This is a genomic window from Caballeronia sp. NK8, from assembly GCF_018408855.1.
Lineage (GTDB): Bacteria > Pseudomonadota > Gammaproteobacteria > Burkholderiales > Burkholderiaceae > Caballeronia.
In genome coordinates this window covers 378,448-397,257 of the sequence record NZ_AP024324.1, presented here as the reverse complement: position 1 = coordinate 397,257, position 18,810 = coordinate 378,448, and the positions used below count along the sequence as shown (strand labels likewise).

At 59.2% G+C, this 18,810-nt stretch carries 19 protein-coding genes; 9 read left to right on the top strand and 10 right to left on the bottom strand.

What is annotated here, in order from left to right:
• Positions 1-138: 138 nt before the first annotated feature.
• Positions 139-1,932, bottom strand: coding sequence for a thiamine pyrophosphate-requiring protein (locus NK8_RS23435; RefSeq protein ID WP_213231445.1), 1,794 nt, complete (start codon positions 1,930-1,932; stop codon positions 139-141).
• Positions 1,933-2,240: 308 nt separating this feature from the next.
• Between NK8_RS23435 and NK8_RS23430 the strand changes: the two genes are divergently transcribed.
• Both NK8_RS23430 and NK8_RS23425 read left to right on the top strand, forming a co-directional pair.
• A complete protein-coding gene (locus NK8_RS23430) occupies positions 2,241-2,831 on the top strand; it encodes a ParB-like protein (RefSeq protein WP_213231443.1) in 591 nt (196 codons plus the stop codon).
• A 104-nt stretch (positions 2,832-2,935) separates the two neighbouring features.
• The gene (locus NK8_RS23425) at positions 2,936-3,442 is read left to right on the top strand and encodes a DUF421 domain-containing protein (RefSeq protein ID WP_213231441.1); all 507 of its coding nucleotides are present in this window, start codon (positions 2,936-2,938) and stop codon (positions 3,440-3,442) included.
• Positions 3,443-3,600: 158 nt separating this feature from the next.
• On the opposite strand, the gene NK8_RS23420 is transcribed toward NK8_RS23425, so the two are convergent.
• A complete protein-coding gene (locus tag NK8_RS23420; protein ID WP_367657798.1) occupies positions 3,601-4,968 on the bottom strand; it encodes an ATP-binding protein in 1,368 nt (455 codons plus the stop codon).
• Between the two features lie 38 nt (positions 4,969-5,006).
• Between NK8_RS23420 and NK8_RS23415 the strand changes: the two genes are divergently transcribed.
• Positions 5,007-5,219, top strand: a complete 213-nt coding sequence (locus NK8_RS23415; RefSeq protein ID WP_213231439.1) for a hypothetical protein — start codon at positions 5,007-5,009, stop codon at positions 5,217-5,219.
• A 79-nt stretch (positions 5,220-5,298) separates the two neighbouring features.
• On the opposite strand, the gene NK8_RS23410 is transcribed toward NK8_RS23415, so the two are convergent.
• The 7 genes from NK8_RS23410 to NK8_RS23380 all read right to left on the bottom strand — a co-directional run bounded on the left by NK8_RS23410 (position 5,299) and on the right by NK8_RS23380 (position 11,795).
• Positions 5,299-6,291, bottom strand: coding sequence for a D-2-hydroxyacid dehydrogenase (locus NK8_RS23410; RefSeq protein WP_213231437.1), 993 nt, complete (start codon positions 6,289-6,291; stop codon positions 5,299-5,301).
• A gap of 81 nt (positions 6,292-6,372) precedes the next feature.
• Positions 6,373-7,686: a dicarboxylate/amino acid:cation symporter gene (locus tag NK8_RS23405; RefSeq protein ID WP_213231435.1), complete on the bottom strand. Its 1,314-nt coding sequence runs from the start codon at positions 7,684-7,686 to the stop codon at positions 6,373-6,375.
• Between the two features lie 73 nt (positions 7,687-7,759).
• Positions 7,760-8,143, bottom strand: coding sequence for a VOC family protein (locus NK8_RS23400; protein ID WP_213231433.1), 384 nt, complete (start codon positions 8,141-8,143; stop codon positions 7,760-7,762).
• Positions 8,144-8,203: 60 nt separating this feature from the next.
• The gene (locus NK8_RS23395) at positions 8,204-9,169 is read right to left on the bottom strand and encodes a hydroxymethylglutaryl-CoA lyase (RefSeq protein WP_213231431.1); all 966 of its coding nucleotides are present in this window, start codon (positions 9,167-9,169) and stop codon (positions 8,204-8,206) included.
• 12 nt (positions 9,170-9,181) lie between these two features.
• The gene (locus NK8_RS23390; RefSeq protein ID WP_213231429.1) at positions 9,182-10,372 is read right to left on the bottom strand and encodes a CaiB/BaiF CoA-transferase family protein; all 1,191 of its coding nucleotides are present in this window, start codon (positions 10,370-10,372) and stop codon (positions 9,182-9,184) included.
• 118 nt (positions 10,373-10,490) lie between these two features.
• Entirely contained in the window at positions 10,491-11,396 is a 906-nt protein-coding gene (locus NK8_RS23385) for a LysR family transcriptional regulator (protein ID WP_213231427.1), read from the bottom strand.
• Positions 11,397-11,504: 108 nt separating this feature from the next.
• Positions 11,505-11,795: a hypothetical protein gene (locus NK8_RS23380; protein ID WP_162068420.1), complete on the bottom strand. Its 291-nt coding sequence runs from the start codon at positions 11,793-11,795 to the stop codon at positions 11,505-11,507.
• A 417-nt stretch (positions 11,796-12,212) separates the two neighbouring features.
• Between NK8_RS23380 and NK8_RS23375 the strand changes: the two genes are divergently transcribed.
• Positions 12,213-13,391, top strand: a complete 1,179-nt coding sequence (locus NK8_RS23375) for a porin (RefSeq protein WP_213231425.1) — start codon at positions 12,213-12,215, stop codon at positions 13,389-13,391.
• Positions 13,392-13,628: 237 nt separating this feature from the next.
• On the opposite strand, the gene NK8_RS23370 is transcribed toward NK8_RS23375, so the two are convergent.
• Positions 13,629-14,507: a LysR family transcriptional regulator gene (locus NK8_RS23370; RefSeq protein ID WP_213231423.1), complete on the bottom strand. Its 879-nt coding sequence runs from the start codon at positions 14,505-14,507 to the stop codon at positions 13,629-13,631.
• A 183-nt stretch (positions 14,508-14,690) separates the two neighbouring features.
• Between NK8_RS23370 and NK8_RS23365 the strand changes: the two genes are divergently transcribed.
• The 5 genes from NK8_RS23365 (at position 14,691) to sdhC (ending at position 18,807) form a co-directional block, all read left to right on the top strand.
• The gene (locus NK8_RS23365) at positions 14,691-15,575 is read left to right on the top strand and encodes a sulfite exporter TauE/SafE family protein (protein ID WP_225936401.1); all 885 of its coding nucleotides are present in this window, start codon (positions 14,691-14,693) and stop codon (positions 15,573-15,575) included.
• Between the two features lie 441 nt (positions 15,576-16,016).
• A complete protein-coding gene (gene dctA / locus NK8_RS23360; RefSeq protein ID WP_213231421.1) occupies positions 16,017-17,288 on the top strand; it encodes a C4-dicarboxylate transporter DctA in 1,272 nt (423 codons plus the stop codon).
• 99 nt (positions 17,289-17,387) lie between these two features.
• Positions 17,388-18,107 carry a succinate dehydrogenase/fumarate reductase iron-sulfur subunit gene (locus NK8_RS23355; protein ID WP_213231419.1) on the top strand — a complete coding sequence of 240 codons (720 nt, stop codon included), beginning with the start codon at positions 17,388-17,390 and terminating at the stop codon, positions 18,105-18,107.
• Entirely contained in the window at positions 18,107-18,454 is a 348-nt protein-coding gene (locus NK8_RS23350) for a succinate dehydrogenase (RefSeq protein ID WP_213231417.1), read from the top strand. Before NK8_RS23355 ends, NK8_RS23350 begins: the two co-directional genes overlap by 1 nt.
• Positions 18,454-18,807, top strand: coding sequence for a succinate dehydrogenase, cytochrome b556 subunit (gene sdhC, locus NK8_RS23345; protein WP_213231415.1), 354 nt, complete (start codon positions 18,454-18,456; stop codon positions 18,805-18,807). Before NK8_RS23350 ends, sdhC begins: the two co-directional genes overlap by 1 nt.
• The last annotated feature ends 3 nt before the right edge of the window (positions 18,808-18,810 follow it).

Genomic DNA, 18,810 nt, shown 5'->3' with positions numbered 1-18,810 from the left:
CTTGTTGCGGGGTTGCGCCCTGATCGCCACCAAGCATTGAGCGTTCCTGGCAACGCAGGTCGATCACCTGTTCCCGCCCCAGGCGGTTTCCCTGTGTTGCATGCCCGGCTCGATGCGCTTCGCATGGGCGGTACGTGACTAGTCCTTGTGTCCGGGAAGCACGGCGCCGAGCACCTGTCTGGCGGTATCCACGATCACGTTGCCTTGTTGCGGATCGCCCTTCATGAGCGTGGTCGCGAACGCTTTGGCCTGTTGCAGCGTGATGTGCGGGGGAAGCGGCGGCACGTTCGGGTCGGCCTTCACCTCGATCACGACCGGCCGGTCCGATGCGAACGCCTGATCCCAGACCGCTGCCATGCGTTCGGCATCGTCGACATAAAAGCCTTTCAGACCGATCATCTCCGCGAACTCGTGATACGGCACGGAAGGAATATCCTGCGACGCCTCGAACTTCGGATCGCCTTCCATCACGCGCTGCTCCCAGGTGACCTGGTTCAGATCCTGATTGTTGAGGACCATGCAGATCCAGCGCGGATCGGACCATTGTTTCCAGTATTTGGCGACGGTGATGAGTTCGGCCATGTTGTTCATCTGCATGGCGCCGTCACCGACCAGCGCGACGACCGGCCGCGAGGGATGCGCGAATTTTGCCGCGATCGCATAAGGCACGGCTGCTCCCATCGATGCGAGCCCGCCGGAGAGTGAACACATCATGCCGCGCTTGACCTTCAGATCGCGCGCATACCAGTTCGCGCACGAGCCGGAATCGCTCGTGACGATGGCGTTGGCCGGCACGCGCGGCGACAGTTCCCATACGGTGCGTTGCGGATTCACGCCGTCTTCTGCCGGCTCCAACGCCCGTTTTTCCAGCGTCTTCCACCAGTCGCCCGTCCAGCCTTCGATGCGCTTGCGCCATGCATCCCCGCTCTTCTGCTGAAGCAGCGGCAACAGTTCGCGCAACGTCTCGGCGCTGTCGCCCACGAGGTTCACTTCCATCGGATAGCGGATGGAAAGCATGTCAGCCTTGATGTCGATCTGCACGCCGCGCGCAGCACCTTCTTTCGGCAGGAATTCGGCGTAGGGAAAGCCCGAACCGATCATGAGCAGCGTGTCGCATTCGTTCATCAGCTTGTAGCTGGGCTCGGTACCGAGCAGACCAATGGAACCGGTGACGAATGGCAGGTCATCCGGCAGAGCGGCCTTGCCGAGCAGGGCCTTTGCCACGCCTGCGCCGAGCTTTTCTGCGACTGCGATCACTTCGTCCGTGGCGTGCAGGGCACCCGCGCCGACCAGCATCGCGACTTTTTTCCCGGCATTGAGCACGTCGGCGGCCCTTTGGAGATCGTCGGCGTAGGGCACGATCTTCGGTGCCTCGTAGCCGACTCCTGAATGCAAGGTGCCGTGCTTTCTGCCTGGAGGCTCGTATTCGAGATCTTGCAGATCGTTCGGCAGCACGAGCGCAGTCACGCGCTTTTCCGACAACGCGATGCGCACTGCGCGATCGACCAGATGACGGATCTGCTGCGGCACGCTCGCCTGTTGCACGAACGCGCCGGCCACATCCTTGAACATCGCCGGGAGATCGATCTCCTGCTGGTAGTGACCGCCCAGTGCGGCGCGCGCCTGCTGGCCCGCGATGGCGAGCACCGGCATGTGATCGAGTCGTGCGTCGTACAGACCAGTGATGAGGTGACTCGCGCCCGGCCCCGATGTTGCAATGCACACACCCAGCTCGCCCGTAAACTTGGCATGGGCGGACGCCATGAAGGCCGCCATCTCCTCATGCCGCGCCTGTATGAATTCGATCTTTCCCTTCGCGCGGTTAAGCGCCCCAAACACGCCGTTGATGCCGTCGCCGGGGTAGCCGAAAATGCGTCTGACGCCCCACGCGTGCAGGCGGTCAATGAGGAAATCGCCGACAGTCGCTGTCATGATCGAAGCTCCGGAGGATTGATGGGGGAAAGCAACGCGAAGATTTGGATTTAGGCGCAGGGGTCGCAATGCTCATGCCGCACGGGCGGATTAATTAGCGGTTACCGATTCGCGGCGACCGCTTGCATTCTTGCGACAGCCTCGAGCATCGCACACAGTTATCAAACTTCTTCAACCCCGCAGCGCGCCGCAATGGACGCCCGAGTCGTACGCGTCCTCAATGGGTATGGCATGTGCTTCACATCGTTGGGCTGTAAATGGAGTGGGCAGGGCGGCTTGCCGACGGTGTCGGAGAATTGGGGATTGCGATGAAGACGTTGAGGATAGATCGGTTACGCCCGACTCAGTTCACCCACGGCATGCGGGAAATCCGCGACAAGACGAAGCGCTATCAGTCTTTGACGGGGCACGATCTCCAGATGGCGATTGCGGAAAAGCCCGTCCCGGTCGTGCTCGGTCCGCACGGCGCTCCGTTCGCCATTGACCATCATCATGTCGCGACCGCATTGTGGCGCGCGAAGATAAAAACCGTTCCCTTTGTCCTGGTCAGGGACCTGTCGTCGTTGTCCAGGACTGAATTCTGGTTGGCGATGGAAAACAACCGCTGGACATATCCGTACGATTCTCATGGCCGACGCGTCGCATTCGTTGAAATGCGAGAACAGGTGTGGGACCTGGAAGACGACGAATTCCGAAGCCTTGCCGCATTCGTGCGCGATGCCGGCGGCTATCTGAAAACCTCCGTCCCGCTCGAGGAGTTTCGCTGGGCTGATTTCTTTAGACATCATTTGCCGCTGCCCAAAAACGATGACGAGTTCGACGCGCTCGTCAAGAAGGCGTTGAAGCTTGCCAGGAGCGAAGCCGCGCTTGGACTGCCGGGGTACCTGGGACCGGACTGACGGTCTGTCGGTCAGATGAAGGTGTGCCTCGCGACAAGGCGCCGGTAGGTCTGCGGCGGTCGCTACGTTTGAGCTGACCGTCATCTCGTCGACGGGAGGAACAGATGAACGTCCTGATAGCGATTTTTGGCGAAGGAAGAGACCTCGACGCCCTGCAGATGTCGGCTCGAACAGTGGTCGTCTGTCTGGCGGCTCTCGTCTTCATTCGTATCTCGGGCCGACGATCCTTCGGACAGCGTTCGCCTTTTGATTACGTGGTCACCATTCTTCTGGGCGCAACAATGAGCCGCGTGATTGTCGGCGCTTCTCCGGCGGTTCCCACGCTGGTCGCATCGCTTGTGATGGTGCTCCTGCATCGAACGCTCGCGTGGGCTTGCGTTCGCTCGTCCCGGCTGGAATCACTGGTTGTCGGTGTTGAAAGAGAAGTCTTCACAAGCGGTCGGTTTAACGAAGAGCAGATGTCCGCCGCCCTTATCACCAAGACCGATGTGTTCGAGACCGCGCGGCAGGAGCTTCATTCGTTCGACCTCGACGAGGTGCAATCGGCGATACTCGAACGTAATGGACAGGTGAGTCTGATTCGCAAGAAGAACGCCGCGCGCAAACGGTGAGCTAAAAGTATCAGTTCGTCCGGATGCCGTGAAGGCGCTTTCGTATGGCGCGACCGTTCAGCGTCTCGACAAATCAAGTCTCTTCCCTGCGAAAACGCGCGCTATTGGTAAGGGCGCATTCCATGCTCGAGGCCCCGCGCATGGACCCGACTGAGCCCTCAACGTTGTTGCCCCGGTGGCATGGTCGTCAAAGGAATGCGTGCGATGAAGCGCGTTCCTTCCGCCTCGGAAGAATACGCGTGAATCGTTCCGCCGTGCGCTCTCACGACCTGCTGGCATATATACAGTCCAAGACCGAGTCCCTGGTTTGTCGCTTTGCTGGCCGGTCGCCAATACGGCTGAAATACCTTTGACAGCGCTTCCAGAGGGATAACATCGCCTCGGTTTGCGACTTGGATGACCAAATGCAAGTCGTCGGTGCCGACTGATACAGTGATAGGTTCCACGCTTGACCCGTGGGTTACCGCGTTGACGAGGAGATTGGCGAGGAGCTGCTGCAGACGCGCCGGGTCGCAGCGGACATGTCGATCGATCCTCATCGTGACTTCGATCAAACGCCCCTCGTTCGCTTGCGCAATCTCCTGGACGACCGCCTGAAGGTGAGCGGACAGATTTTCGACGCATTCGATATGTGCTGGAATTCCGTTCCCCAGCCGGCCGCGCGCGAAATCCATGATGTCGTCGATGAGTCGCGACATGCGGGTCACGCTCGACTTCAGCATCTTGCTGACCGCAAGCACTTCAGGTGTCGCCGGACGAACATGAAGATATTCAGCGCTCGCGCTGATCGCTGCCAGCGGAGAACGGAGGTCATGACCGAGCACAGCGATAAATTCCTCCCGAAGCTTTGCCGTTTCACGCTCATTCATCAACAGGTTTTCAGTGGTTGACTGTCGCTTTTCACCATCCAGCTGCATGGCGATCAGCTTTGCGAATACCTCGAACATTCGGACGACACGCGGCTCGGAGACCTTCATTGGTCGTCCGTCGATCGCGCACAGGTTCCCGAAATACTCCCCACTGGAGAGCACGATGGGAACAGAAATGTAGCTGCGCAGATTGTAAATGGCCGGTGTGTGATGGTTTCTATAGGTCGGATCGATTCTAAAGTCGTCGACCACAATCGGCCCGCGGGCACAGCGGGACTCGTGACAGAGCGTGCTGTGCAGATCGAGCTGGCCGCCGGGCTGAAGGCCAAAATTGACGTTGTCCTTGACTGCACATGCAGTCCACGACAGATCACTTACTCGCGCTACCGCGGCGAAACCCATCCCGGACTCGCTACAAATCATGTCCAGCATCGACGGTACGGCCGAGATCTGAGCAACCGCGCCGACATCGCGCAAGATCATCTCTCGCGACTCGAAAGACGCTTTCGAAGACATGGTCGGTCCAACGGGGCCCTCGTGAGAAGCTCCATCGTGGACCGACGGGTCAGGCCGCATCGGGTTGTCCTTCGTCATGTTGCTTGGCCTCGTTTCGATTTTTGTCAGTTCCGCAAGTAGGGCAATGAGGGATTCGAGCATGAGTCCCTTCTGACAGTATCCGTCAAAGGCCGCGTCAGATGCTCGTTCTTTCACGTAGCGCTGGTTTCGACATGCTCGCGCGCTTCATCGATGACGAAACCGCCGATCCAGCCGATATGGACTGGCGCGGCATGATGGCGGCCATGGGAATCCAGAATGGCAAGCTATTCCAGCCGACAGGGCTATTTCGTGATCCTGCGGCTCTACCGTCCGATGCAGGCGTTCTTCGACGAGTCATGGAAGCCGGATGATCTGAAACGGATCTGACCGGGCATCAAAGTCGGAGGCGGGCGCAGGCGCTGATTTTCAGAAAACGCTCCTGCCAGGCAGTCACTTCACTGTCGCGTGGTGGCTAACGATGTTTCGCGGCTGTCCCGCGACGTATGCAATAACGTTGTCCATCAACTGATCCGCGAGCGCCTGAATCGCCTCCTCACTGGCCCACGCGACGTGAGGCGTGAGAATGAATGCCGGATGCTCCAGGATTTCATTCAACGGGTTCGCTCTCGGAAGCGGCTCCTGAGTGACGACATCGAATCCTGCGCCGGCTATCGAACCACCCTTCAAGGCACGAACCAGTGCGGCTTCGTTCACAAGTCCACCGCGCGCCGTGTTGATGAGAAGAGGGCGCCGCTTCATCCTCGCGAACTCGGCATCTCCGATGAGGTCTTTCGTCTGATCATTAAGTGGACAATGTAGCGTGATGATGTCCGACTCTTCGAGCACGCGCCCGAACGGGGTGTAGAGCATTCCCATGTCGTTGCGCCCCTTGAAGGCCGAGACCAGCACGTTAAGCCCCAATGCCCTTCCAATATCGGCGGTCGCTTTGCCCAATGCGCCGTCACCGATGACGCCGAGCGTCGAGCCCGCCAGGTCCTTGATTGGAAAGTCGAAGAAGCAGAACTGTCCAGCCTCCTGCCACCGACCGGCTTGCACCGCCGAACGATAAGCCGTCAGGCTTCGTCGAAGCGCGAAGATCAGTGCGAAGGTGTGCTCGGGAACCGTACGCACCGCGTAGTTGCGGACGTTGCAAACTGCTATGCCCATTTCATTGCATGCGCTTGTATCGACGTTATCGGTGCCCGTTGCGGCGATCGCGATCAGTTTCAGGCTTTTCGCCTGAGCGATCACGTCGCCGGAGAGCTTCACTTTATTGGTGATGACGATATCGGCATCGCGAACCCGATCGAGGACCTCTTCGGACTTGGTGGATTCGAACACTTGAAGTTCGTGACTGAACGGCAACTCCTTCAGCCGCGTATTGGGCGGGATGGTCGATCTGTCGAGGAAAACGACTTGGAGAGTAGACGATGATGAAGTCATGTTCTATCGGTTCATTAAGCTGCGGTGATGATGATGCGCTTCAATAGGCGTCGAGGCTGTTCGAACGACGGGCGCACGTATTTAGTCGTCACCTGGCCCCGAGGCGAGCTGACGTTCGAACGTGTCGCGGTCGAGCGCCTTCTCCCATTTGGCGACGACGATCGTCGCAATGCCGTTGCCGATGACGTTGATCAGCGCGCCGCCTTCCGAGATGAAGCGATAGATGCCGAGCACAAGAACGAGTCCCGCGACAGGTATGCCGGGTACGGAACTGAGCGTTGCGGCCAGCACGATGAAGGCGCCGCCGCTGACGCTCGCCGCTCCCTTGGACGTCAGCAGCAGGACCAGCAGCAGCGTGAGCTGATGGCCGATGCTGAGCGTGCTGTCGGTCGCCTGCGCGATGAAGATCGCGAGCACGGTCATGTTGATGCAACTGCCATCGAGATTGAAGGAATATCCAGCAGGTACGACGAGACCCACGACGGACTTCTCGCAGCCGAGTCTTTCGAGCTTCGCCATGAGGCGAGGCAGCGCAGACTCCGACGAAGACGTGCCGAGCACGAGAAGCAGTTCCTCACGGATATAGCGCAGAAAGGCGATCAGGCTGAATCCCGCAAGCCTGCAGACCGAACCGAGAACGACGAACACGAAGACGAGTCCGGTCAGGTAGTAGGTCAGAAGAAGCTGTCCATACGAGCTGAGCGACACGACGCCGTACTTGCCGATCGTGAACGCGATCGCGCCGAACGCACCGACCGGGGACACGTACATCACGATGCGCACCATGTTGAAGAAGGTGTTCGCGCCGGCGTCGATCACGGAGAGCAGCGGCTTGCCACGTTCGCCAAGCATCTGAAGCGCGAAGGCGAAGATGATCGAGATGAACAGCACTTGCAGAATGTCGCCCTCCGCGAAGGCGCCGAACACCGTCGTCGGAATGATGTGCGACAGGAAGCCGACGACGCTCTGGTCGTGCGCGGCCTTGGTGTAAGCAGCGATGGACGACACGTCGAGCGTGCGCGGATCGATGTGCATGCCGCTGCCGGGTTTCATAACATTCACCGCGACGAGACCGATGGCGAGCGCGAGCGTGGTCATCGCCTCGAAGTAGATGAGCGACTTGATGCCGACACGTCCCACCGACTTGATGTCGTTCATGCTCGCGATGCCGTGCACCACCGTGCAGAAGATCAGCGGAGCGATCATCAGCTTGATGAGCTTCAGGAAGTTGTCGCCCAGCGGCTTCATCGCTTCGCCGACAGCGGGGTAGAAGTGGCCGAGGAGAATGCCGAGCACGACCGCTATCAACACCTGGATATATAGATGCTGGAACCACCGCTTGCGCGGCCGGGGAATGGCTTGCGCCTCGATGGGCGCTTCCGTTGCGATGTTCATGAAATGTCTCCTGCTGCTTCGTTGAGAAGCGGATCGGCTTATCTGCCGTTCACCGCTCGATGTGGCCCACCCGTTACACGAGTTCAGATATCTCGATCAGATTCAGATCGGGATCCCGGACATAGACGGAGCGAATCTTTTGCGTGGCGCCCGTGCGTTGCACCGGGCCTTCGATGATCGGCCAGTTGCATCGTTCGAGATGTGCAATGACGTCGTCCAGCGGAATTGCGGCGATGAAGCACAGGTCCAGCGCACCCGCCACCGGAAGATGCGCTTTCGGTTCGAACTCGGCGCCGCGAACATGTACGTTGATCTTCTGATTGCCGAAACGGAACGCGATGCGCCCCTCGCCGAAGGTCTCGAGCTGCATCTGCATGACTTCGGTGTAGAAGCGCTTCGTAGCGTCGATGTCGATACATGTAAGGACGAGGTGATCGAGATGGTCGATGAAGTTCATGCCAGACTCCGAGACATGGAAATCGCGCGAAAGAGGATAGCTCTGCATGCCGCCGCTTCTTCAGGTTGCTTGGGCGAAGGCGCGTTGTTCGGGCTTCCCGTCGCTGGCGGTGCAAGGCATCGCGTGGAGATCGAGACGGCGGCCCGCCTTCAGCAACTGGCTCGGCAAGTCGTGGCCGGTCAAGCCCGGCAGCAGCGCTGAAGCGGCCAACACCGCGGCGAGATCGACGCCCGTGTCATAGCCGTCGAGTTCGAGCATGTGAACCAGCTCTTCGGTGCAGACGTTGCCTGTCGCGCCGGGTGCGTACGGACAACCGCCGAGTCCGCCGAGCGATGCATCGAAACGGTCGACGCCCGCAGCGAGCGCGGTCAGCGTGTTTGCGAGCGCCATGCCGCGCGTGTTGTGAAAGTGCAGCGTGAGTTCCAGTGCGGGAAAGCGTTCGCGCGCGGACGCGCACAGCGCGCCGACCTGCGACGGAAACGCCATGCCTGTCGTGTCGCAAAGCGTGACGCCGTGCACGCCGAGATCGGCGAATCGTTGCATCCAGCCGAGCACGTCTTCCTGCGCGATGTCGCCCTCCATCGGACAACCCATCGCCGTTGACAGAGACACGTTGATGGCGACCTGCGTCTGCTTTACGACGCCGATCACATCGCGCAATTGCGCGAACGATTGCTCGCGGCTCATGCGCAGGTTCGTGCGATTGTGGCTTTCGCTCACCGACATCACCAGATTGACTTCATCGACGCCGCACGACAGCGCGCGCTCTGCGCCGCGAATGTTCGGCACGAGCACCGTATAAACGATGCCTTCGCGCCGTGCGATGCCATGCATCACCGCCTCGGCATCGCGCAACGCGGGAATTGCCTTCGGCGACGTGAACGACGTCACTTCGATCTTCGCGTAGCCGCACGCGCTCAAGTCGTCGATCAGCGCGATCTTCGCGTCGGTATCGACGAATTGGGCTTCGTTCTGGAAACCGTCGCGGGTCGCGACTTCCTGGATATAGACACGTTTGCCAGTCATGACGCGCTCCTCTCAGATGATGCCGCGCGCACGCCATGCGTCGCGGGTTGCGGAATCGATGCCGATGCGTTCGAGCACCGCATCCGTGTGCTGCCCGAGCGTGGGCGCTTGCGAGTCGATCGTGCCGGGCGTGGCGCTCAGCTTCGGAACGATGCCCGGCACCTGCACGGGCGTGCCGTCGTGAAGCTGCGCATCGAGGATCATGTCGCGCGCGCGATAATGCGGGTCGCTCGCGATATCGGCCACGTCGTAGATCTTGCCGGCGGGAATGCGCGCGTCGTTGAGCGCGGCGAGCACATCGTCGAGCGGCTGACGATTCGCCCATTCGGCGATCGCGGCATCGATACGCTCGACCTGCATCACCCGGCCATCGTTCTGCGCGAGCGCGGGGTCGTCGGCGAGATCGCGGCGGCCGATCAGGTCCATCAGGCGACGGAAGATGCTGTCGCCGTTGCCCGCGATCAACGCGTACTTGCCGTCCGCGCAGCGGTACGCATTCGAAGGCGCAATGCCCGGCAAACTGCTGCCCGCCGGCTGTCGCACTGCGCCGAACGCCGAGAATTCGGGCAGGAGGCTCTCCATCATGTTGAAGACGGATTCGTACAGCGCCACATCGATCATCTGACCTTCGCCGCCGTTCTGATCGCGATGACGTAGCGCGAGCAGAATGCCGATCACGCCATGCAGCGCGGACAGCGAATCGCCGATAGACACGCCCACGCGCACCGGCGTGCGGCCTGGCTCGCCGCTCAGGTGCCGCAGCCCGCCCATCGCTTCGGCAACGACACCGAAGCCGGGCCTGTCGCGGTACGGGCCTGTCTGCCCGTAGCCCGAGACGCGCAGCATCACGAGACCGGGATTGAGTGTGTGCAGTTCGTCCCAGCCGAGACCCCACGCTTCGAGCGTGCCGGGGCGGAAGTTTTCGATGAGCACGTCGCTTTGCGCGACGAGCTTGCGCGCAACGTCCTGACCTTCGGGCGAGCGAAGATCGAGCGTCAGCGATTCCTTGTTGCGCGATTGCGCTGCCCACCACGCCGATGTGCCTTCATGAAGCAGGCGCCATTTGCGCAGCGGATCGCCCGTGCCGGGCGGTTCGATCTTGATGACTTGCGCGCCGAATTCGGCGAGCATCTTTCCAGCGAAGGGACCGGCGATGAGCTGTCCCATTTCGAGCACGCGTATGCCCGCAAGCGGCTTCGTCACGGTTGTCTCCTGTGAAGCGTCGTTTTATCGATGCCTCACTGTGCGACAACGCGGCGGCGCTGAAAATCAATGAATTTTCAAGCACCCTTTCCGGTTTGGAAAGGCGTCGAAGGTCTTGTCAGGTTTGCGCTTGCGCTGACATGAAGTCGAACAGACGAGCGGCTTCTGGCGAGAGGGCATCGCGCGAGCGGGTGCCGATCCAGAGCGTGCGATCCGCCCAATCGTCGACGAGATGAACAGGGCGAAGCCCTGCCGCGAGGATCTCGGTGCGTACCGCCGCTTCCGGTAGCACGCCGATGCCGAGCCCTTGCTCGATCATCCGGCAGATGCCATCGAAACTGCTGACCTGAATGCGTACCTTGAGCGTGCGTTCGGCGCTGAATGCGGCGTCGAGCAGACGCGCGAGCAGTGAGCTGCCTTCGTTGAGACCGACGTATTCGAAATCGAGCGTATCGACGAACGCAACCTCGTCGTGTGATGCAAGCGGATGAGCGTTCGGCACGAGCAACACCAGTCTGTCCTGTCGATACACTGTCTTGTCGATATTCGGCGCGGGCACGTTGTCCGCGAAAATGCCGATATCCGCATCGCCGTTCGAGACGGCCAAGACGATATCGCCGCTCAGCCGCTCTTCCAGCGATATCTTGACGCTCGGATTGTCGGCGAGAAAGACACGCACGTCGCGCGGAAGAAACTGCACGATCGCCGATGTATTCGCCCACATACGCACATGGCCGCGCACGCCGACGGCGTAGTCGCTCATTTCGTTGGCCATGCGGTTCACGCGTTCGACCACTTGCCGCGCGTGCGCAAGCAGCCCTTTGCCGGCCGCGGTCAGTTCGACACCGCGCGGCTGGCGCAGCAGCAGCGTGCAGCCGGTGCTGCGCTCGAGGTCCGCGATGCGCTTGCTCACCGCCGATAGCGTCATGCTGGTGCGATCGGCGGCGCGCGTCAGGCTGCCGAGTTCCGCGACGACGATGAAAAGCCGCAGTGAATGCAGATCGTAGTGGAAGTAGCTCGTCATAAGGTGACGTCACGAAGAAGCATGCCGAGCCGTCACTGTAACGGAAACGCGCTCAGGCGTGCCGCGCCGCCGCCGCGATTTCTTCATGTGCCCGCCGCGAAGCAAGCGCTATTTCAGGTGAACGATGACCGAGCCCTCCGATACTTTCGGCGCGGCCGCACCCGTATTCCCGGCGTTCTTCGCGATCCAGTCCTTTGCCTTTTGTACGCTCTCGTCGACTCCCGCTTTGTCGCTGCAGACAGTTACTGAAAATCCGCCGTCGTCGCTGCGGGCCAGCGTGTAGCCGACAAATCCTCTGACGCTGCGCAGTAGCTCCTCGACTTCCGCCGCGCGCGATTCCAATAAGTCGAATAACTCTTTGGCACCCGTTCCGGAATAGGCTCTTAATACCGCTTGCATGATCGTCTCCTGACTTTTGATTAAAAGGGTATTGAAATTCCCGCACGAACTGTATGTGCGGACCGGCGCGCTGCGTCGTCTGGCAGCGCGTATGCACGAGAAGGAAGATGGGCACGCTGAGGGGCGATAGAGTGTTTCAAGTGTAGTCATCTTTCAGGGACGCTCGATGCACAAAACCGGCGTCCGTTGTGCTTTCCAGTTTCTTCCGTGTTCTCGTCGGGCCCGCCATCTGCCTCCTCGTGGACCCAAGCGAATTTTCCAGGTTGCCGATTCCAGTTGGGGTTGCATAGAGTGTTAGAGAGCATCGTGTGTATTCCAGATGATGATTCACACGACCGCACGTTATGCAGAACTGATCTTTGCACTCGCTGTGTTTCCAGGAGCACGTCTTCTCTGCGTATCGGCTGGAGCATTAAAATGAACAAGTTGCTATTGAGTGGAGCGGCCACGTTGATCTCGATGGCGGCTGCGGCGCAAGCGCAAGGCAGCCTCACGCTCTATGGGCTGATCGATGCAGGCCTGACATACACCAGCAACGAGATCGCTGGATCGGGCGGAGGACACAGCAACTGGCAGATGACGAGCGGCGCTGTCCAGGACAGCCGATGGGGTCTGCGCGGAGCCGAAGATATGGGCGCGGGTCTGAAGGCCATTTTCACGCTGGAGAGCGGCTTCAATCTGAATAACGGGCAGTCCTTGTCGGATAATCGCATCTTTAATCGCCGTGCTTATGTCGGCGTGTCGAGCCGCGATTACGGCACGGTCACGCTGGGCCGTCAAAGCGATGGCATGGTCGACTTCGTCGCGCCGCTGTCCTTGACCGGCACAGAATTCGGCGGAACCCATTTCGCGCATCCGTTCGACATCGACAACCTGAACGATTCATTTCAGATCAACAACTCGGTGAAGTACATGAGCCCGGAATTCGCCGGCTTCAGGGTGGGTGCGTTGTACGGATTTTCCAATCAGGCAGGTGGATTCACCAACAATCGTGCCTTTAGCTTCGGCATGTCGTATGTCCGTGGGCCGTGGAACTTTGGTGTCGGTTACTTGCAGCTCAATAGCGCCGCACGCACGCCCGGCCAGTTGAACGCGAATGGCGCGGTCACCGATACGACCGCCTCGTCGCTACAGGGCGTGCTTTCCGCGAGCGCCGTGCCTCTCGGTGTACTGGCCGACAGCCAGAAGACGCTGGGCGCAGGTGTGAACTACTCGTTCGGCCCGGCTGTCGCGGGCTTCGTATATACGCAGAGCAAACTCACACGATTTTTTCAGACGAACTTGAGCGCGAATTTTCAGAACTTCGAGGGGAATTTTCGCTATGCGCTGACGCCGATAGTCGAACTCTCAGGCGCGTACACGTATTCGCGCGCGGGCGGAAACGGAGGCGGCGGCATTCCCCATTGGAACCAGGTAAGCGCGATGGCCGATTACCGCTTCTCGCGGCGTACCGATGTCTATATTCAGGGGGCGTGGCAGCGCGTGAGCCCGAGCGGTAGTTCGCCGCTGGGCGTGGCATGGATAAACGGGGTGAGCAATCCCTCTTCCACGACTACTCAGCTTCAGGCGACGGCCGGCTTGAGGCATCGTTTCTGAAGCGCTCGTCGCGGCCGGATCATTCAAAGGACGAAATGCGCGCGCGGTTTGCGGGCGGGCCAATGCGCGGTCACGTGATCCAGTCGCGTTCGCATCTATGTGCCGGAACCGGCGGATTCTCGATTGACCAACTTTTACGGCGCCGTCTCTGGATGTCCGCTTCGCAGGGCGGGGCGGGCTCCGGGCTGACGTGACGCAATGAGTCGCCGGTGTATCGTCCCTCGACCCATGTGACGGTCAACCTTGATCGAAGTATTTCTTTATTGCGTCGGTGAAATTTTTACGCCCGTGACTGGCGCGCTCCAGCAAACCTACGTGCCGCCGAACATCCACGCCGTCAAGCGAGAAGAGTGCAAGGGCGTCATCCTTCTCCCACGCAACGTTCGCCAGCTTGGGAACAATCGAGATCCCAAAACCTTGACGTACAAGTGCAATGATGGCTTCGATCGAATTCAACTCCATGGCCTCATTCACTTGCACCCCGCAACGCTTGAGTACATCTTGAACCAGGATCCCAGTCCAGGTGCTTCGCTCGAACCTCATGAAGGGAGCTGCCTCGAGCATCTGCTGCGGGGCCTCCGGAAGATCGAAGTGCGGAGATCGAGGCACTATGAGAACCATCGGCTCGGAATAGAGCGGGCACCAGTTGAGACTTGAGGGAAGAGGTCTTGGCGACTGAGTCACGACCGCGGCGTCCAGTTCGCCACTCTCTACCTTGAGTGCGAAATCGCTCGACATCCCTGCCAACAAATGTACGTCGAGGCTGGGGTATCGATGCCTGATGGACCATAGAGCGTCCGCGAAGGCTCCCATGAGCGCAGACACCAACGCACCGATGACGACGGTGCCAGACATCTCGCCACCGCTGACAGACGCCTCCAGCAATTCGTACTGACTTACGACCTGCTCGGCCCGGCGCACAAGGGAGCGGCCGACCGGATTCAATACGACGGCCCGTGCGCTTCGGTCAAACAGCTGAACGCCCAGCTCATCCTCGAGGGACCGAATCTGCAGTCCTACAGCGGCCGGCGTCAACCCTACCTGGTCTCCGGCAGACGCAAACGTGCCGCATCGAGCGACGGTGAGAAAAATTCTGAGCGTTCGAATCGACGGCATTTCGCCCCTCTCGGCGAGTCTGACGATACCAAAACAAGACTTTCGCTAAGCCCAATAATTACTCGGTTTTTCTTTATTGGCGTTCCGATCATAATCCTTCCACCATAAGAGCAAAAGCCCTACAGCACTCGGAGACATCGCCATGAATACGCACGACCGTGCACATGCATCCATCAAAGGGCTGTGGCCGCTCTCGTCGTCCTCACCAAAGGTGAGCCATTACAACATCCGGTCCGACTGCACTCCCCAGAGCGCGGCACGGCCGTGAGCGGCGCGCTCTTCAGCACGGTTGACTCGCTCATTTCCTCGGCTTGGTCAGGGCTCACATCAGGTCAGTTGCTAATCGCAGGATTGAGCGTTTCCGTTGGCTATTTCGTTTATGGATTGACAGGTTTCGGTTCTTCAATCGTCGCAATACCGGTGCTCACGCTAGTCGTCGCGCTCCGAACCGCGACGCCCGTGATGTTGATTCTGGATCTGGCCGCTGGACTACTCGTCGGAATGCGAGGGATTCGACTCGTCTCAACGTCGGAATTGGGTCGATTGATGCCGTGGCTGGTGGTAGGCCTGTTGGTCGGGGTATTTGTACTCGTCGCCGCGCCTGAGGGGCCACTGAAGCTTCTGCTAGGAGGCACGCTGCTCATTTATTCGACGTGGCGTTTGCTGTCGCGCCAAAGTTTCGACACGATCCGAGCGGCGTGGTCAGTGCCCTTAGGTCTTGCCGGTGGGTGTCTGACAGCTATTTTCGGAACGGGTGGTCCGTTGTACACGATTTATCTTGCTGGGCGTCTGAGCGACGCCGACCAACGCCGAGCGACGATCAGCGCGCTTATCACGATTACTGCGTTGCTCAGACTGCTTCTGTTCAGTGCATCGGGTCTGTATCAAAACCCTGAGGTACTGATGTTAGTGCTCTGTCTGCTTCCTTGCGGTGCGATCGGACTGGGCCTGGGCGCGTGGTGTCGTGGAAGAGTCTCGCCTGCGCGACTGCTCAAAACGCTGTGGTTGGTGCTGCTCGTATCCGGCATAAACCTTTTCGCGAGAACCGCACTCAGTCTTTTTCTTTGAGAGACCGGGCAAGCGATGAATTCGAATCGACGTTCCAGGATGTTTGAAGAAATCGAAGATAGAAACCATCTAATACGATTAGGAGTGTCTATTGATTCACGCCGTTTTGCATGAGAATAAAGACACGGTTGGCGTCTCAGCACCAATCCCTCCAGACAGTTCGAGAAACAGCATGAGCGTACTTCAACTGGATACAACGTTTTGTGGCTACCAACGTGAGAACGGACGCGTGAGCGTGCGTAAGCGCTCGGCCATCGCGAGTTCGTGCTGACGCGTCTGTTCGAAAGCGCGTATTTCCGCCTTGTGCACGACGAACATCTCAGCTGACGCAGCGCGCCTCCGTACTGCACCGCCCAAGAAGAGGCGAAGGTGGCGCCGCGCCCAAGAACGGGCTCATCGCGTCTCAAGAAACATCGAGAACGGTGAGCCGAAGGAGACACTATGCTTCGCCGCAGCTTACGACACATCTATGTGCAGGTGCTTATCGCGATCGTAATTGGTGTTTTGATTGGCCATTTCTTCCCGAATTTCGGGCAGTCGTTGAAGCCCATGTCGGATGCGTTTATTCGACTGGTGAAGATGATCACACCTCCGCTCATTTTCACGACGATCGTATGCGGAGCGTCACAGATTGGTGACCTCAAGTCGCTGGGGAAAGTTGCCGGAAAGACTTTCATCTACTTCGAAGTGGTCACCACGCTCGCCTTGCTGGTCGGCATGCTCATGGTGAACCTGCTTGCTCCAGGCGAAGGCTTGAACTTGCAGGTTGGCACGACCGACACACACGTCCTCGCCCAGTATCAGACTTCAGTCCAACACGGCAGCGGCGGACTGGTCGATTTTCTGCTGCACATGATTCCCAGCAGCTTCCTGGGCCCGTTTGCATCGGGCGACATGCTGCAGATCGTCGTGATCGCGTGCCTCTTCGCAATCGGCTTGTCGTATCTCGGACCGAAAGGCAAGCCACTGCTTTCATTCTTCGAGTCAGTCTCCGACGTGCTGTTCCGCATCGTCGCATTGATCATGCGTCTTGCCCCGCTCGGGGCGCTCGGTGCAATGGGGTTCGCAGTCGGGAAGTACGGTCTGTCCGCGTTGCATTCCTTGGGCATGCTGCTCATCACAGTCTACGTTGCGACGATCTTCTTTCTGGTCGTCGTGATAGGAACGATCTGCCGGATGAGCGGCTTCAGTCTCTGGAGACTGATGGGGCATCTGAAAGGTGAAATTCTCCTGGTGCTCGCGACCACCTCGTCTGAATCCGTCTTTCCCCAACTCATCAGGAAGCTGGAAGCGCTGGGCTGTCCGAAGCAGGTCGTGGGGATCGTCATGCCGATGGGCTACTCGTTCAATCTCGATGGAACGTGCGTCGCTCAGGTGATTTGCGCCATGTTCATTGCGCAGGCGTATGGCGTGCCGATGACTTGGGAGCAGCAGATCGCACTGATGGTTCTCTCGATGATTAGCTCGAAAGGCGCGGCTGGTGTGTCCGGTGCGGGGTTCGTAACGCTTCTCGCGACCTTGACGGCTTTCAAACACATCCCCATAGAAGGGGCTGCCCTGATTCTGGGCGTCGACCGCTTCATTTCCGAGATTCGCGCGGTTACCAACATGATCGGCAATGCCGTGGCAACGCTAGTCATCTCGGGGCTGGAGAAGGAGCGCGATGAAACGAAGATGTCGTTCGTACAGAAGCGGCGTGCTGTCGAAACGTAAATAAAACCTTTATCTAATCCGCAGATTTATTCGCTTTTTCTTTGCTTTTCGTGCGCGCAGACTCTTCTCATGCAGACGCACAACGACACCCGAGACGACATGAGCGACAAGACACTCCGCGTAAAGGTTTGGAGGGGGCGGACCTCCGGCGGGCTGGTTTCCTACGATGTGCCCCGGTTTGACAACCAGACCGTGCTGGACGTCGTGATGTACATACAGCGCAATCTGCAGCCGGATCTGGGATTCCGATATGCCTGCCGGGTCGGCATGTGCGGATCGTGCGCGATGAACGTGAACGGCAAAGCACGTTGGACTTGCCGTACCCACGTATCGAAGGTTGCGGTCGATGAGGAACTTGAAATCACACCGCTCTCCAATCTGCCAGTGATCAAGGACCTGGCGACGAATATGGAGCACTTCTTCGACAAATGGGCCGAAGCGAAAGGTCAGTTCAAGGGCGATAGAACGCGCAAGGACGACTTCGCCAATGTTTCCCCACAAAGCAAAAAGCGTGAAGCGGCCGATGCCGGTATCGAATGTATCGGTTGCGGAGTGTGCTACTCGTCCTGTGATGTCGTGACGTGGAGGCCCGATTATCTCGGACCTGCGGCCATGAACCGCGCGTGGACGTTGATGAATGACGAGCGCGACATCAAAGGCACCGAGCGACTGCGTGCCGTCGCCGGTGACGCAGGTTGTCACTCCTGTCACACACAGGGCTCCTGCACGGAGCGTTGCCCCAAGCACCTGTCACCGACTGCAGGCATCGCGGGATTGAAGCGGATGGTCATGAAGGCCGCAATCGACGGAGATCTGTAATGCAAACCCTTTCCTTGCGAACGCAGGCCCGCTTGTGGTACTGGCAGCGCATGAGCGCGATGGTGCTTGCTGCGTGCGTCGTTCTTCACATCGTCGTCATCGTGTACGCCGTCCATAGCGGGCTCAGTGAGCAGGCCATTCTCGGACGGACGCACGGCAACTGGTTCTTCGCCGGGTTCTATACGCTCTTTGTTCTCGCCTGCGCGGTTCATGTACCGATTGGCCTCTTGTCGGTCGCGCAAGAGTGGCTCGGATGGCGAGGACGCTCCGCTCACTTTGCCTGCTCGGTTGTGACGCTGTGCTTGCTTGCGCTTGGCCTGCGAGCAGTGATGGGAGTAATTCTGTGATGAGAAAGAACGACTTTCGGGCCAAATCCCATCCAGCGTACTGGGCTTTCATCGTCCATCGTTTGTCTGGACTTGCGCTTGCTTTCTTCATTCCAGTGCATTTCTGGGCGCTCGGCAAAGCGCTCTCGCATGACGGCGCGCTGAATGGCTTTTTGCACTTCACCGACAAGCCGCTGTTCAAGTTCGCCGAGTGGGGATTGGTCATTCTCCTCTCACTTCATCTGATGGGCGGCTTGCGCTTGCTGGCGATCGAGTTTCTTCCGTGGAGCGGTCTGCGAAAGAACTGGGTCGCACTGGGTGCCGGAGCAAGTGCCTGTACCGGATTGGCCTTCCTCTTAGCGCTTGTTCATTGAAGT